The 14895-nt window shown below is 73.3% G+C and carries 16 protein-coding genes; 5 read left to right on the top strand and 11 right to left on the bottom strand.

All coding sequences use genetic code 11. From position 1 onward, the window contains the following. Window positions 1-134 precede the first annotated feature (134 nt). From AC07B0_RS33395 to AC07B0_RS33385, 3 genes are all read left to right on the top strand, one after another. The gene (locus AC07B0_RS33395) at window positions 135-905 is read left to right on the top strand and encodes a glycerophosphodiester phosphodiesterase family protein (RefSeq protein ID WP_469382118.1); all 771 of its coding nucleotides are present in this window, start codon (window positions 135-137) and stop codon (window positions 903-905) included. A 67-nt stretch (window positions 906-972) separates the two neighbouring features. Further along, window positions 973-2343 (top strand): MFS transporter, encoded by a 1371-nt coding sequence (locus tag AC07B0_RS33390; protein ID WP_356876855.1) that lies wholly within the window; start codon window positions 973-975, stop codon window positions 2341-2343. 301 nt (window positions 2344-2644) lie between these two features. Beyond that, window positions 2645-3019 (top strand): RNA polymerase-binding protein RbpA, encoded by a 375-nt coding sequence (locus AC07B0_RS33385; protein WP_007262928.1) that lies wholly within the window; start codon window positions 2645-2647, stop codon window positions 3017-3019. Between the two features lie 74 nt (window positions 3020-3093). Here the strand turns inward: AC07B0_RS33385 and fxsA are convergent, their stop codons facing one another. The 4 genes from fxsA to AC07B0_RS33365 form a co-directional block, all read right to left on the bottom strand. After that, the gene (gene fxsA, locus AC07B0_RS33380; RefSeq protein WP_478899716.1) at window positions 3094-3687 is read right to left on the bottom strand and encodes an FxsA family membrane protein; all 594 of its coding nucleotides are present in this window, start codon (window positions 3685-3687) and stop codon (window positions 3094-3096) included. 88 nt (window positions 3688-3775) lie between these two features. Then, window positions 3776-4543: a polyprenol monophosphomannose synthase gene (locus tag AC07B0_RS33375; RefSeq protein WP_356876851.1), complete on the bottom strand. Its 768-nt coding sequence runs from the start codon at window positions 4541-4543 to the stop codon at window positions 3776-3778. A gap of 312 nt (window positions 4544-4855) precedes the next feature. Beyond that, window positions 4856-6490, bottom strand: a complete 1635-nt coding sequence (locus tag AC07B0_RS33370; protein WP_469382116.1) for an amidohydrolase — start codon at window positions 6488-6490, stop codon at window positions 4856-4858. Window positions 6491-6557: 67 nt separating this feature from the next. After that, window positions 6558-6998 (bottom strand): Lrp/AsnC family transcriptional regulator, encoded by a 441-nt coding sequence (locus AC07B0_RS33365; RefSeq protein ID WP_030011705.1) that lies wholly within the window; start codon window positions 6996-6998, stop codon window positions 6558-6560. A gap of 218 nt (window positions 6999-7216) precedes the next feature. Between AC07B0_RS33365 and AC07B0_RS33360 the strand changes: the two genes are divergently transcribed. After that, window positions 7217-7657, top strand: a complete 441-nt coding sequence (locus AC07B0_RS33360; protein ID WP_356876847.1) for a hypothetical protein — start codon at window positions 7217-7219, stop codon at window positions 7655-7657. Between the two features lie 13 nt (window positions 7658-7670). Here AC07B0_RS33360 and AC07B0_RS33355 read toward each other — a convergent pair whose 3' ends face one another. Continuing rightward, window positions 7671-8771 (bottom strand): phosphotransferase family protein, encoded by a 1101-nt coding sequence (locus AC07B0_RS33355; protein WP_356876845.1) that lies wholly within the window; start codon window positions 8769-8771, stop codon window positions 7671-7673. A gap of 17 nt (window positions 8772-8788) precedes the next feature. Then, the gene (locus AC07B0_RS33350; RefSeq protein ID WP_467298577.1) at window positions 8789-9922 is read right to left on the bottom strand and encodes an Rv3169 family protein; all 1134 of its coding nucleotides are present in this window, start codon (window positions 9920-9922) and stop codon (window positions 8789-8791) included. 275 nt (window positions 9923-10197) lie between these two features. On the opposite strand from AC07B0_RS33350, the gene AC07B0_RS33345 reads away from it, so the two are divergent. Continuing rightward, entirely contained in the window at window positions 10198-10542 is a 345-nt protein-coding gene (locus AC07B0_RS33345) for a hypothetical protein (protein WP_478899715.1), read from the top strand. Between the two features lie 20 nt (window positions 10543-10562). Here the strand turns inward: AC07B0_RS33345 and AC07B0_RS33340 are convergent, their stop codons facing one another. The 5 genes from AC07B0_RS33340 to AC07B0_RS33320 form a co-directional block, all read right to left on the bottom strand. After that, the gene (locus AC07B0_RS33340) at window positions 10563-11735 is read right to left on the bottom strand and encodes an acyl-CoA dehydrogenase family protein (protein ID WP_356876839.1); all 1173 of its coding nucleotides are present in this window, start codon (window positions 11733-11735) and stop codon (window positions 10563-10565) included. A 149-nt stretch (window positions 11736-11884) separates the two neighbouring features. Then, window positions 11885-12586, bottom strand: a complete 702-nt coding sequence (locus AC07B0_RS33335) for a TetR/AcrR family transcriptional regulator (protein ID WP_356876837.1) — start codon at window positions 12584-12586, stop codon at window positions 11885-11887. A gap of 78 nt (window positions 12587-12664) precedes the next feature. Then, the gene (locus AC07B0_RS33330; protein WP_356876835.1) at window positions 12665-12817 is read right to left on the bottom strand and encodes an SCO1431 family membrane protein; all 153 of its coding nucleotides are present in this window, start codon (window positions 12815-12817) and stop codon (window positions 12665-12667) included. Window positions 12818-12954: 137 nt separating this feature from the next. Next, window positions 12955-13386, bottom strand: a complete 432-nt coding sequence (locus AC07B0_RS33325) for an SPW repeat protein (protein ID WP_356876833.1) — start codon at window positions 13384-13386, stop codon at window positions 12955-12957. Window positions 13387-13468: 82 nt separating this feature from the next. Then, window positions 13469-14863, bottom strand: coding sequence for a peptidase C39 family protein (locus AC07B0_RS33320; protein WP_478899714.1), 1395 nt, complete (start codon window positions 14861-14863; stop codon window positions 13469-13471). Between the last annotated feature and the right edge of the window lie 32 nt (window positions 14864-14895).

Raw genomic sequence — 14895 nt, 5'->3', positions numbered from 1 at the left:
GGGCCGGTATTGGATTGGTTGCGCGGGCCCACCCTGTCACGGTGCGGTCCATTCGGGCCAGGTGGGTCCGCCCGTTCACCGCCGGGTCATGTGGCTGCCGCCGTCCCGGGGGATCCAGGGGGCATACTGCGGCCGTGACTCACGTACGCCTTCGCCACCCGTATCTGGACCACCCGGCTCCGATTCCCTTCGCCCACCGGGGCGGGGCCGCGGACGGGCTGGAGAACACCTCCGCCGCCTTCCGCCGGGCCGCCGCCGCCGGGTACCGGTACTTCGAGACCGACGTGCACGCGACGGCCGACGGCAAGCTCGTCGCCTTCCACGACGCGACCCTGGACCGGGTCACGGACGGGCACGGGCGGATCGCCGAGCTGCCGTGGAAGCGGGTGCGGGAGGCCCGGGTGGCGGGCACGGAGCCGCTGCCGCTGTTCGAGGAGCTGCTGGAGGAGTTCCCGGACGCCCGCTGGAACATCGACGTGAAGGCCGAGTCGGCGCTGCACCCGCTGGTCAACCTGGTCGCGCGCGCCGGGGTCTGGGACCGGGTGTGCGTGGGCTCGTTCTCGGAGAGCCGGGTGGCGAGGGCGCAGAGGATCGCCGGTCCGCGGCTGGCGACCTCGTACGGGGTGCGGGGGGTGGTGGGGCTGCGGCTGCGCTCGTACGCGATCCCGGCGGCCCTGCGGGTGGGGGCGGTGGCGGCGCAGGTGCCGGAGACCCAGGCGGGGATCCGGGTGGTCGACGGCCGGTTCGTACGCACCGCGCACGCGCGGGGACTCCAGGTGCACGTCTGGACCGTGAACGAACCGGAACGCATGGAAGCGCTTCTGGACCTGGGTGTCGATGGCATCATGACCGACCGGATCGACATCTTGCGCACGGTTCTGGACCGGCGGGGGGCCTGGGCCTGACGTGCCCGCGGGTGCCCGTGCCCGGTCCGGCGGACCGGGCGGTACGGGGACCAGCGAGGGGGCGCTCATGAGCGAGCGGACGGACAGCGAAACGGAATCCGGCGCGGAGGACGGCAGAGCCGCCGCCGCGCGCAAGCGGGAACAGCATGGCTGGTACTTCTACGACTTCGCGTGCTCGGTCTACTCGACGAGCGTGCTCACCGTGTTCCTCGGGCCGTACCTGACGGCGGTCGCGAAGGCGGCCGCGGACGCCGAGGGGTACGTCCACCCGCTGGGGATTCCGGTGCGGGCCGGGTCCTTCTTCGCGTACTCGGTCTCGGCGTCGCTGATCGTGGCCGTACTGGTCATGCCGCTGGCCGGGGCCGCGGCGGACCGCAGCGGGCGCAAGAAGCCGCTGCTGGCGGCTGCCGCGTACACGGGAGCGACGGCGACGGCCGGGATGTTCTTCCTGGGCGGCGACCGCTACCTGCTGGGCGGGCTGCTGCTCATCGTCGCGAACGCCTCGCTGGCGGTCTCGATGGTGCTCTACAACGCGTTCCTGCCGCAGATCGCCACCCCGGACGAGCGGGACACGGTGTCCTCGCGAGGCTGGGCCTTCGGCTACACCTCGGGCGCCCTGGTGCTCGTCCTGAACCTGGTGCTCTACCAGGGCCACGATTCCTTCGGGCTCTCCGAGGGCGCGGCGGTACGGATCTGCCTGGCGTCGGCCGGCCTGTGGTGGGGGGCCTTCGCGATCGTCCCGCTGCGCCGGCTGCGCGACCGGGCCGTGGTCCGCGAGGGCGGCGGGGCCGCGGCGGTGAGCGGCTGGCGGCAGCTCGTCGCGACGCTGAAGGACATGCGGCGCTATCCGCTGACCCTGTCCTTCCTGCTGGCGTACCTGATCTACAACGACGGGGTGCAGACGGTCATCTCGCAGGCGTCGGTCTACGGCTCGGAGGAGCTGGAGCTGGAGCAGTCCACGCTGATCGTCGCGGTGCTGCTGGTCCAGGTGCTGGCGGTGGCGGGGGCGCTGGGGATGGGCCGCCTCGCCCGCTCGTACGGGGCCAAGCGGACGATCCTCGGTTCGCTCGCCGCGTGGGCGCTGACGCTGGCGGCCGGATACTTCCTGCCGGCCCGGACTCCGGTGTGGTTCTTCGCGCTCGCCGCGATGATCGGGCTGGTCCTCGGGGGCAGCCAGGCGCTGTCGCGTTCCCTGTTCTCGCACATGGTGCCGGCGGGCAAGGAGGCCGAGTACTTCTCGGCGTACGAGATGAGCGACCGCGGTCTGAGCTGGATGGGACCCCTGGTCTTCGGGCTGACCTACCAGGTCACGGGCAGCTACCGGGACGCGATCATCTCGTTGGTGGTGTTCTTCGCACTGGGTTTCGTGCTCCTCGCGAGGGTGCCGGTGCGGCGCGCGGTGGAGGCGGCGGGGAATCCTGTTCCCGAGCGTGTCTGAGGACGGAACCGGCCTGGACGCGGATACGAATTCCGAACGAATTTCGACGTTGAAGCGAAGGGCCGGTAGTGTACGCCTTTGGCCTGCTAGCCGGACCGTTACTGCGCGCTTGATAAGTGTAGACGTTGGGTGACATCTGCTGCCAGATGTGACAAAACGGGCAGTGGTGGGTACAACAAGGGGCGGCACGACGGGCGACGCACGACCCGGAGCGGGAATCTATACCGCCGACCGGACGTTGACCGGATGACGACGACAGCGACACCTGTCCTGTGGGCGACAAGCCCGGGAGGCACGATTCATGAGTGAGCGAGCTCTCCGCGGTACGCGGCTCGTGGTTACCAGCTACGAGACGGACCGCGGCATCGATCTGGCCCCGCGCCAGGCGGTGGAGTACGCATGCCAGAACGGACATCGATTTGAGATGCCGTTCTCGGTTGAGGCAGAAATTCCGCCGGAGTGGGAGTGCAAGGCGTGCGGCGCCATGGCACTCCTGGTGGACGGGGACGGGCCCGAAGAGAAGAAGGGCAAGCCTGCGCGAACGCACTGGGACATGCTCATGGAGCGACGCACCCGCGAGGAGCTGGAGGAGGTGCTGGCCGAGAGGCTGGCCGTCCTGCGTTCCGGCGCCATGAACATTGCCGTGCATCCGCGGGACAGCCGCAAGTCCGCCTGACGGCGGACGGACATCACGGAAAAGCCGAGGGGCCCCGCCACACTGTGTGGCGGGGCCCCTCGGCTTGTCGTCCCTCAGGGGGTCAGCGGCGGACGGTAGCCGGTGTCCGGCCCCTGTCCGGGGGCGGCGGAGCCGTCCTCGCGGATGACCTCGCCCGGCACGACCTTCCCGTCGGGGAAGTGGATGCGGGCCTGCGTGAAGGCGTCGCCGAGACCGCCCGGTGCTGCGGCGGCCATCCTGCGCTCCAGGGCGCGCTCGGTCCTGCGGGCGACCAGCGCCCGCACCGGCGGCAGCAGCAGGAGCAGTCCGGCCGCGTCGGAGAGCAGTCCGGGCATGATCAGCAGCAGTCCGGCCAGCATGGTCATGCCGTTGCCGGAGCCCTTGGCGGGCTGCGCGGGCGCCTCGCCGGCCATGGCCTGGGCCTGGGCTTCCTGGAAGGTGCGGGTCAGGTTCTGGAAGGCCCGCCGGCCGGCGCGCTTGATGACCACCACGCCGAGGACCATGGAGCCCGCGATCAGTGCCGCGACGGTCAGCCCGCCGGCCATTCCGGCGACCAGGCTGAGCAGCCAGATCTCCAGGATCAGCCAGGCGGCTACCGCCAGGGGGAGGAAGGTACGGGCGGGCGAGCGCCGCCGGGGGGCCGTCGAAGTGGGAACGCCGGTCGTCATACACCCAGTGTGCCTGGACCCGGTTAAAAGCGGCCTCAGTCGGAGGTACCGGGCATCCCCTAAGGGACGTCCGGGCTCACCAGGGCCGTCAGGACGTGCGCTTGCCCCTGAGCTTGGCCGCGCGCTCCTTGAGGCCCCACTGGGTGACCCGCCACAGCGCCTCGACGACGATGTCCCTGCTCATCTTGCTGTCGCCGAGCTCGCGCTCGACGAACGTGATCGGCACCTCGACCACGCGGAAGCCCTTGCGGACGGCGCGGCGGGCCAGGTCGACCTGGAAGCAGTAGCCCGCGGAGGCGACCTCCTCCAGGCCCAGCCCCTCCAGGGTCTCGCGGCGGAACGCGCGGTAGCCGCCGGTGACGTCCCGGATCGGCACGTCCAGCATCAGCCGGGAGTAGGTGGAGCCGCCGCGGGAGAGGAACTCCCGGCTCTTGGGCCAGTTCACGACCCGGCCGCCCGGCACCCAGCGGGAGCCGAGCACCAGGTCGGCGCCCTGCAGCGCGGTCAGCAGCCGGGGCAGTTCCTCGGGCCGGTGGGAGCCGTCGGCGTCCATCTCGACGAGGACCCCGTAGCCGTGTTCCAGGCCCCAGGCGAAGCCCGCGAGGTAGGCGGCGCCGAGGCCTTCCTTGCCCTTGCGGTGCAGGACGTGCACGTGCTCGTCCTCGGCGGACAGCTCGTCGGCGAGCTTTCCGGTCCCGTCGGGGCTGTTGTCGTCGGCGACCAGGACGTGGGCCTCGGGCACCGCGGCGCGCACCCGGCCGACGATCAGGCCGATGTTCTCCGCCTCGTTGTACGTCGGAATGATCACCAGGGTGGTGCCGAGCGGCCCGTTGGTCCGCTGTCCGCCGTCGCTCACTGGGTCCCCTTGCGTGTTCCTCGACCAGCCCGCCTCGTCCAACCGGTCACAGCAGGATGATTTTAGAACAGCGATCGGGGCCGGCGGGCCTTCGGGCCGGCTCGGCTCCCGCTGGCTGCGGGTCACCGTGACCGTTGTCTACTGGACCGCCGGGCCCCGATCCGGGGCCACCTGCCGCCCGGCGAAACCTTCCCTCGCCCCCGAGGCGCGGGTGCGCTGAGCAGACGGCTCCGTCCGGCACGGGCGTCCTGTGGTGGACCCGGCCGAACCTATCCGGCCCCGGCCGCCCGCACCGAACGGAGGCCGGGCGGATCACCCCTGTGGCCGTACGAATGCCTCCCGGCCGCCGACCACCGTCGCGAGGCACACCGGCAGGTCGGCGCCGGGGCTCAGATCGGGCAGGCCGGGGGTGCCGGAGCGCGGGTCCGTGGACCACCGGGCGACCCGGTCGTCGGGGGCCTGGACCACCAGCTCGGCCGTCTGCCAGATCGCGTAGTCGGCCGGGGCTCCGGGGACGAGGATGCCCGCGTCGTCACGGCCCACGGCCCGCCAGCCGCCTCGGGTGTGCGCGGCGAAGGCGGCCCGTACGGAGATCCGGTGCCCGGGGGTGCGGTGGAACGCGGCCGCGCGGACCGTCCCCCACGGGTCGAGCGGGGTCACGGGCGCGTCCGAGCCGAAGGCCAGCGGGACGCCCGCCTTCAGCATGGCCGCGTACGGGTTCAGGGTGCGGGCGCGGTCGACGCCCAGCCGGTCCGCGTACATCCCCTCGTCCCCGCCCCAGGCGGCGTCGAAGGCGGGCTGCACGGAGGCGGTCAGGCCGAGTTCCGCGAAGGCGGCGATGGTGGCCGGGGTCATCATCTCGGCGTGTTCGACCCGGTGCCGGGCCGCGCGGATCCGGGCCAGGCCGACCTCCTCGGCGGCCGCCCGCACCCCCTCGACCACGGCGGCGACGGCGGCGTCGCCGATGGCGTGGAACCCGGCCTGGAGGCCCGCCCGGGTACAGGCGGCCACGTGTGCGGCGACCTCGGCGGCGTCCAGGTAGCCGGTTCCGGTGTGCGGGGCGTCGGCGTACGGGGCGTGCAGGCAGGCCGTGTGCGAGCCGAGGGCCCCGTCCACGAAGAGGTCACCGGCGGCGCCGACGGCGCCCAGCGCCTTGGCCCGGTCCAGGTCCCGGTCGGCCCAGTAGCCGAAGACGCGCGGCCCGGGCCGCTCCGCCGCCAGCTCCAGCAGGGCCGCGAAGTCCTCGGCGGAGGAGATGTCCGGCCCGCCGCACTCGTGGACGGAGCCGATGCCGAGGGAGGCCGCCCGGTCCAGGGCGGCCCGCTGGGCCTCGGCGCGCTGGGCCGGGGTCACGGCGGCGAGCGCGGCCCGCCGCACGGCGTGGTGGTCGTCGCGGGTCAGCGGCTCGTCCCCGTCGGGCCGTACCGCGGGGACCAGCTCCAGCAGGGCGGTGGTCACCACCGCGGAGTGGACGTCGATCCGGCTGAGGTAGAGCGGGCGGCCGCCGGTCGCCTCGTCGAGCTCCGTCCGGCGCGGGGCGCGGCGTTCGGGCCAGCGGGCGGCGTCCCAGCCGTGCCCGAGGAGCACCCGGTCGGCGGGCCGCCGCGCGGCGTACGCCCGGACGAGTTCCAGCGCGTCCGGCAGCGAACGCGCGCCCGTCAGGTCCAGGCCGGTGAGGGCGAGGCCGGCCGAGGTGGTGTGGACGTGGGCGTCGGTGAAGGCGGGCGTGACGAGCGCCCCGCCGAGGTCCACGACCTCGTCCACGCCCTGCGCGAAGGCGTCGGCGGCGCCCTCCGAGCCGACCCAGGCGACGTGCCCGCGCTCGACGACCATCGCGGTGGCGAAGGGGTCGGCGGGGCTGTGCACCTCACCGCCGCGCAGGAGGACGGTACGGGCGGGTGCGGTGGCTCCGGCGGCGTCGGCGGAGGTGGCGGTGCGGTCAGTCATGCCGACCAGTCTGACCCCTGCGCGGGACCCGCCGGGACCCGGGTGCGCGACCGGGCCCGGCCCGGGGTCACACGCGCGGCGGGCGTGCCTCGTAGGGGGTGGAGAGGACCACGGTCGTCCGGGTCGAGACGTGGGCCAGGGCGCGCAGGCGTCCCAGGAGGTCCTCCAGCTCCAGGGGCGTGGCGACCCGGACCTTGAGGATGTAGTTCTCGTCGCCCGCCACGCTGTGGCAGGCCTCGATCTCGGGCACTCCCGCCAGCCGGTCCGCGATGTCGTCGGGGGCACTGGGATCGAACGGCTTGACCGAGATGAACGCGGTCAAGGGCAGCCCGACGGCCTCCGGGTCGACGACGGCCGCGTAGCCGCGGATCACTCCGCGCTGCTCCAGGCGGCGTACTCGCTGATGGACCGCCGACGTGGACAGTCCGGTGGCCTTGCCCAGGTCCGTGTAGCTCATCCGCCCGTCCCGCACGAGCAGATCCACGATCTGGCGGTCCAGCTCCTCCATTGCGCTCATAGCCGCTCAACCTATTGCCCAGGACCGCTCCAGGCACAGCGGTGTCCACGCAGAAGTGGCACCTGCGCCGGGCATGTGACGAAAGCCACAGGGGTGTACGGGCGTACACCCGGCACTTGTGGTTACTCGTGCCGCGCGACGGGAAGTGCTTGCTGTGGCCGTGGCCGAAGAACCTTGCCCGCCCGGCCCATCCAAGGGGGAGTACATCCATGCCGAACACCAAGCGCGCCGGTCGCACCGAACCGGAGCCCCTGGAACTGCTCGAGAACGCGTACGCGGACGACGAGGACGACCTCGAATTCGGCGAGGGCTTCGACCTCCACCACGTGGTCTGCCCCGACTGCGGGCAGTCGATCGCCCTCGTCGCGGACGAGGAGCACCTCCCGCAGCACGCGCTCTGCCTGACCCCGTGGAACCCCTTCGGGCTGACGGTGTGCGCGGGCACGGGCCGGCCCGTGTCGGACGCGCTGGCGACCGTGGGCGTGCTCCAGCCCGAGCAGCAGGAGCTGGAGGTCGTCCACCTCGACCTGCCGCAGGGCCTGGACTGGCGGACGCAGCCGTTCTCGCACGTCGGCGGTCCGGGCTCGCGCCCCGTACGGCCGGTGGCGGCCCCGCTGCCGCAGATGCGCCGGCACGCGCAGGCCGCCTGAGTCCGGTTTCCGGCTACCAGTACGTTCCCTGCACCATGGCGGCCAGTCCGGCATGGTGCAGGATCAGGCCGTCGGGATCGGCCGGGATCTCGACCTCCCCGAAGTACGCCTGCCGGTAGGCGATGCGCAGCATGACGATGCCGTGCCGCAGGGCGGCGTACAGGGTGTGGAACTCCATGTTCCGCGGGATGTGTCCGGACAGCTCCGCGTAGCGGCGTTCCAGGTCCTCGCGGCGCAGGAAGTCCGGGAGGCCGGGCTGGCCGAAGCCGACGGTCAGGTCCTGGAAGAAACGGTGCAGGAAGACCGTCCAGCCCAGGTCGAGCTCCCGTGGACCGTAGGCGGCCATCTCCCAGTCCAGGACCGCGACCGGTTCGAAGCCGTCCGGCCGGTAGACCACGTTGCCGATGCGGGCGTCGCCCCAGGTGAGGACGGGCTCGCCCTCGTCGGCCGGCCAGAGTTCCTCCAGCCGGTCGAAGGCCCGCTCGACCAGCGGTGAGGGGGCCAGTCCGGCCACCACCCACGCGTAGTAGGCGCGCTGCGCGTCGACGTGCCGGCGCAGCGGACTGCCCTCCCCCGGCGGCAGCAGGAACGCGGCCTCTTTCGCCGGGAACTGCTCGTGCAGCCGGGCCAGCAGCGAGACGCTGGCCTCCTGGAGGACGGCGCGTTCCGCGTCGCTCGCGGCGTGCAGCCAGTTGCCCTCGTACGTGTAGGGCATCACGTCCGGCGGTACGCGGCCTTCCGCGCGGGCCATGACGAAGAAGGGCGCGCCCAGCGGCGCCGGATCCTCCTCCAGCCACTGCACGCGCGGAACGGGCAGGTCCGTGTACCGGGCGACCAGGTCCATCACCCGGTGCTGACGGGGCATGTCGTAGGTGGGGAACACGGTGTAGGCCGCCGGGTCGGCGGCGAGCCGCAGCGCGCACGCGCGGAGCGGGGTCCGCGGGTGCTCGATGTCGAAGAGCAGGGTCTCGCTCGACATGCCGTTCGAGCCGGGGACGGAGACGTTCGTGACCCGCGCGCCGGGGAGCCGCACGTCGAGCCAGGCGGCGAGGCGCCGGCCGAGCTCTTCCGGCTCACGGGTGGAGGTACGGGGACGGGGAGCGGTGGCCGCCATGTCGGGCCTCTCTGTGGTCAGGGGGCGACGGAGGAGTAGTCCGTGAAGCCGCTCGGGTCGTGGCGGCCGAAGCTGCCGTGTTCGAAGACGCCGTGGCCGACGCGGCCGTCGAGGGTGAAGCGGGCCGAGTGGTCGGTGACGCCGAAGGCGGCCATGGGGTGGGCGGCGGGGTCGGAGAGGTCGTAGACCCGCCGGTCGGTCCAGCCGCGGCCCTGCCAGCTGCCGTGCTGCCAGTCGGCGGCGGGCGGGTAGCCGGCGCCGACGGCCAGCGGGGAGGAGGCCAGGATCTCCACGCCCAGCTCCAGGGGCTTGCGGGAGGGGTCGGTCAGGTGGACGACCGCGCCCTCGGGGTGGCGGGTGCCCGGCCGGTAGCGGATGTCGGTGTGGGGCCAGCCGAGCTGGACGTCGCGGCGGCCGCTGCCCTCGGGGAAGACCTGGACGGCCTCGCTGAGCGTGCGGTGGCCGTCGGCGTCCTCCTGGGCGATGACCATGAGGAAGCGGTCCTCGAAGCGGACCGGGATCCAGAGCCAGTGGAAGCCCTCCGGGCGGTGCTCCTGCGCGGCGCGCCCGCCGTCCTCGCCGGGGATCGGGCGGACGCCCCAGCTGCGGTCGCGGGTGCCCGTCCACTCCCCCGCGCTCACCGTGAACTCCTCTCCCCCGGCGCGGATGCGGCCGGTGACGCCGCCCGCCTGGACGAAGCGGCGGCCCTCCAGCATCAGGCGGTCGCCGCGGCGCTGGACGTGGTGGGGCTCCCACACGGCGGGGAACTCGCCGGTCCAGGTGAGTTCGTACGAGAGCCCGTCCGGATCCGCGGGGTCGGGGTCGCACCGGAGGGTGAACCTCTTGAGCGGCACGTCGACGGTGATCGAGAGCGGGCCGACCGAGAGGTTCATGCGGTCGTCGGTGAGGGCGTCGGAGGCGCGGACGGCGCGGAGCTGGTCGCCGGTGCGGAAGGTGGCGTAGGCGTCGATGACCCCGGCGTTGGGGTAGACCCCGAGGCCGAGGATGAGGACGGCCCGGCCGGCGTGGTCGAAGACGTGGAAGATGCAGCGGTCGTAGGCGTTGCGGTCGCCGCTGACCACGTGCTTCATCGACAAAGGGGCCTGGTGGACGGGGTATTCGTCGAGGGGGACGGGTCGGTCCGCGGGCACGGCAAACCTCCTGGGCGCGGGGGCGGGAGCTGCACAGCGGACATGACGGTACGTCAGAAACTTGGCCGGGGGCCATAGTTGTGGCACATCCTGACAGCACGGCACGACCGGCCAGGCGCATGCCCCGGCCTCCGTGCGCGGGCTCCCGTGCGCCCCGGACGGACCGGCGTGCGCCCGGCCCGCGGCGGCGCGCGGGGCGGGCGGTGGGAGGGGTCGAACGGATGGGCGGGGGGACGTGTCGATTACCCGGGGCCGCCGCACCGCGTTGCCCGTGCATGAGCACGGTTGAGACCTCCCCGTCACGGACGGGACGCCGCAGGCGGGCGACACCGCCCGGGTTCGAAGAATCGGTTCAGCAAGGGGACGGGCAGCAGGGGGACCGGCCGCAGGCGGGCCGTCACCAGGGGGACCGGCAGCAGACGGGCCGGCCCCAGGCGGAGCGGACGCAGGCGGACCGGCCGCCGACGGGCCGGCCGCGCCTGCCCGATCCCCCCATCTACCTCGACCTGATCGCCCGCTGGACCGAGGCGGGCCGCACCCTGCCCGGGCGGCGCGACCCCGAGTGGCACCGGATCGCCTCGTCCCCCATCTGGCCCAGCGGCCCCCTGTACGGCGGCTGAGCCCGGGCGGAGCGCGAGCGTCAGCGCGTCTCGGGACCGGCCAGGTGGCGGGCGATGACCATGCGCTGGATCTGGTTGGTGCCCTCCACGATCTGGAGCACCTTCGCCTCGCGCATCAGCCGCTCGACGGGGAAGTCCGCCGTGTAGCCGTACCCGCCGAGTACCTGCACGGCGTCCGTGGTCACGGACATCGCGGCGTCGGTGCAGAACAGCTTGGCCATCGCCGCCTGCCGGGAGAACGGCTTGCCCGCGTCCCGCAGCCGCGCGGCGGCGAGGTAGAGCGCCCGGCCCGCCTCGATCTTGGTGGCCATGTCGGCCAGCATGAAGCGCAGGCCCTGGAAGTCGGCGATGGGGTGCCCGAACTGCTTGCGGCCGAGCGCGTACGCGAGGGCCTCGTCCAGGGCGGCCTGCGCGACGCCGATGGCGCAGGCGGCGATGCCGAGCCGGCCCGCGTCGAGGGCGGCGAGGGCGATGCCGAAGCCCTGACCCTCCTCACCGATGCGCCGCGCGTCGGGGACCCGTACGCCGTCGAAGTGGAGCTGGGCGGTGGGCGAGCCCTTCATGCCCATCTTCTTCTCGGGGACGGCCGCCGTCAGGCCCGGGGCGTCGCCGGGGACCAGGAAGGCCGTGATGCCCTTGGGGCCCGGGACGCCGGTGCGCGCCAGGACGGTGTAGAAGTCGGCGACGCCGCCGTGCGTGATCCAGGCCTTGGTGCCGGTGATCACCCAGTCGTCGCCGTCGCGGACCGCCTTGGTGGTCAGGGAGGCGGCGTCCGAGCCGGCGGCCGGCTCGGAGAGGCAGTAGGCGCCGAGCAGCCCGCCGCCGAGCATGGCGGGCAGGTGGGTGCTCCGCTGCTCCTTGGTGCCGTAGCCGGCGAGGCCGTGGCAGGCCAGGGAGTGAACGCTGACGCCGAGACCGACGGTCAGGCGGGCGGCCGCGAGCTCCTCCAGGACCTGGAGGTAGACCTCGTACGGCTGGTCCCCGCCGCCGAATTCCCCGGCGTACGGAAGTCCGAGCAGCCCGGACTCGGACAGCAGGGTGAAGACCTCGCGGGGGAACCGCCCGGCCTCCTCCTCGTCGGCGGCCCGGGGGCGGATCTCCCGCTGGGCGATCTCGCGCACGAGCGCCAGCAGGTCGCGGGACTCCTCGGTGGGCAGCTGACGTTCCACCGGCTGCGGGGCGCGGTCTGTCATGGCGGCGCTCTCCTCCCTCGTCGGGCACGGCGGCGACGCGTGAGGTGTGGGACGCGGCGCCGGGTCTCGGTGCTGTCACAGCCGAACGTGGCCCTCCCGGATCACGGAAGGGCTCGAAGAGCGGCTGCGGCGGGTGTGAGTATGCCCGATCAGACGCTTTCCGTCACCGGTACTTGATCGTCACCGTTGCCGAGGGGTTTCGAAGTCCCGTCGAGGGCCGCCGGAGGGGCGGGACACTGTGGGACGAACTCCTCGATCACGGTCAGCGTCGCACGCAGCTGGCGCACGAGCAGCGCCCCGACGGCGGCCCGGCCGGGCTGCCCGTCCGCCACCGGGGTACCGATCCAGTCCAGGGTGACGCCCTCGACCCCGGAGAGCCAGCCGACCAGGGCGAGACGGGCGAGGGGCGGGACGGTGCGGGTGCCGTAGGCGCCCTCGGCGATGGCGGCCGCGAGCTCTTCGCGGACCGCGTCCCGGATCGCGAGGACCTCGGCGTCCGAGCCGACGCCGCCGGTGACGATGGTGCGGTAGGCGGCGCGGTGGTGCTCGGCGTAGTGGAGGTAGCCGTCGATCGTGCGGCGGACGCGTTCGGCGCCCGGCAGGTCCCTGTCCCCGACGGCGCGGGCGACGAGTCCGGCGACGGAGTCCTCGACGATGGCGAGGTAGTAGCCGCGCTTGCTCGTGAAGTAGTAGTAGATCAGCCCCTTGGCGACGCCGGCCTGCCGGGCGATGTCGTCCATGGAGAGGGCGTCGTACGGGGTGTCGGCGAACAACGCGCGGCCGATGGCTATGAGTTCGGCCCGCCGCACCTGCGAACGCCCGGTCGCGCCCCGCTGTTGACTACGGATCACATTCGGCCCTCAGCCTCGGACTGCCACAGGAGCCCGCAGTATGGCAGACCCGGGCGCGCCCGGACCGGGGCGCGGGAACTACAGCCAGCCGACCTGGGTGACGAACATGGCGACGACCACCACGAGGGTCCAGCCGAGGACGTGCTCCAGCCACGAGGAGCCCTCGTCGGGGCCGCCGGTGGCGGCGGTGCTGCGGGCGGGGGCGGGGAGGGCGGGGCTGTCTGCGCTCATGCCGTCCAATGTGCCAGGGTTCGCGGCTTTCGCGGTAGAGACGATGGTCACTGGTGGCGCGCGTCACGCCGCCGGGCCCCGGTCGCGCCCGGTGGTGCGGGCTGCGGCCGGGGCCCGGCGGCGGGCGCCGCGTGCGGTCAGGTCACGCCGTCGCGCCGGCGGCCGCCCATGGCCACCATGGCCAGGCCGAGGCACAGGGCGACGGCTCCGGTGATGATGTTGCTGACCACGCTGCGGGTCGTGTCCATCTCGCCGGCGATGACCCACGGGGCGATGATCGTCCAGGCACCGATCGCGACCGCCGTCCAGGCCATCGCGTGGGTGCGCTCGTACGCCGACCCGAGTCCGCTCATGCACAGGCAGAAGGCCAGGCCGGCGATGAGGTTGTTGACGGCCAGCGGGGAGAGCCCGCTGAACCCCGCGATCCACGGCGAGGCGGCCAGGTACAGGCCCGTGATCAGGGCGAGGGCCTCGACCGCCTGCGCGGCGGGGGTGCTGGTCACCCGCTCGAACCGGGACCGCATTTCGGCCAGGTCCGGGTGGTGTTCGATTCCGGGATGGGTGGTCATGGCGGGCCGCCTCCTCTGAGAAGCCTTATGTGCCCTTTATGCCCATATTCTGACTTTTAAGCCCTCCGCGCCAGACCGTCTTTCACAGGACTCCGACCGCCTTCAGCGCGGCGGCCTGGACCGGCCCCGGGCGGGCCGGACCGTAGAGGTAGCAGACGCCCCCGCTGCCGGAGACGGTCTTCCCGGCGGCGTTGTGGCGCTTCGTCCGCAGCCAGATGTTCTCGAACTCCCGGCGCTTGTAGACGCGGCGGACGGCCGGGTTGTCGGGCGAGCTGGGGTCGTTGGCGATGACGTCCCCGGCCGCGGTGAAGCCGATCACGGTCATCAGGTGGCCCGCCGTGCCGTAGCCCGCGCCGGTGAGTTCCTCGGTGCGGAAGGACTGGGAGGTGATGACGGGGATCCCGGCCCGGACCAGGGTCTCCAGGTCGGCGAGGGAGGTGAGCCGGGTGACGACGCCCCCGAGGCCCCGGTAGGTGGCGGCGTAGGCGGCGTTGAAGGGCCAGTTGCCGCACCCCTTGTAGGCGGCGTCGTAGGTGGAGCGGGCCGCGTGGCAGACCTGGGGGTCCCGGTAGGAGGGGTCGACCCAGGACAGGGCCTTCGCGCTGGCCCGGCCGCCCCAGAACTCGATGATCATCTGGGAGGAGGTGGGGCTGCACCAGGCCTCGCCGCCGTTGTCGTACTCCGGGTAGCGGCCCGCGTGGACCTCCTGGGAGTAGCGCGGGACCTTCAGCTCGTGCGCCTTCCCGGAGGGGGCGGCGGCCGGTACGGCGAACCGGTCCGGTACGTCGGACACCATCGCGCCGGCCAGCCAGACCGTGGGGCCGGCGGTGGCGCCGGGCTTGCGGTAGAGGGTCAGGCGCAGCTGCCACGCCTTGATCCGCACGCCGCCCGCCGGGTCGTCGACGGCCAGGGTGTCGGTCCAGACGGTGGTCCTGCCGTCCCTCTGGCCGTCGACGGAGGTGCGCCGGATGTCGGCGTCGCCGGAGGCCCAGCGGCCCATCACGTACCAGGGGGTGGTCTTGCCGTCGGTGTAGGTGCCGCGCAGTTCGGTCTGGATCCAGGTGCCGGCGGGGGTGCGGGCGTTCCAGGAGGCGATGGCCTCGGTGGCGGGGACGGCCGGGCGGTGGACGGGGGAGGTCCAGGTGGCGTACTCCCAGGTGGACTTCTTCGCCCGGTGCGGATCGGTGTAGACGGTGCGGCCCGCCGGGGTCGCGATCTCCAGTCCGGGCCGGTCGCCGCCGACGGCGGTGGTGCCGCTGTGGGTGCCGGCCTGCCAGTGGGCGTGGGCGTACCAGAAGCGGTTGTCGACGGTCGGGGTGCCGGCCGCGGCGGAGCCCGCGTCGCCGGGCAGGGGGCCGGGGCCGGGGCCCGGCGCGGGGCCCGCGGCGGCGGAGGCCCTCCCCCCGGGCAGGCCGGCCGCGGTGGCGGCGGCGAGTGCGACGGCCAGGAGGGCCCTGCGCGGCGTGGGTGCGGTCATCGGCGTGGCCCCCAGGGGTCGGTGCGGTGGAT

Source organism: Streptomyces sp. NPDC044704 (genome assembly GCF_056433525.1).
This window is presented reverse-complemented; position numbering and strand designations above follow the sequence as displayed.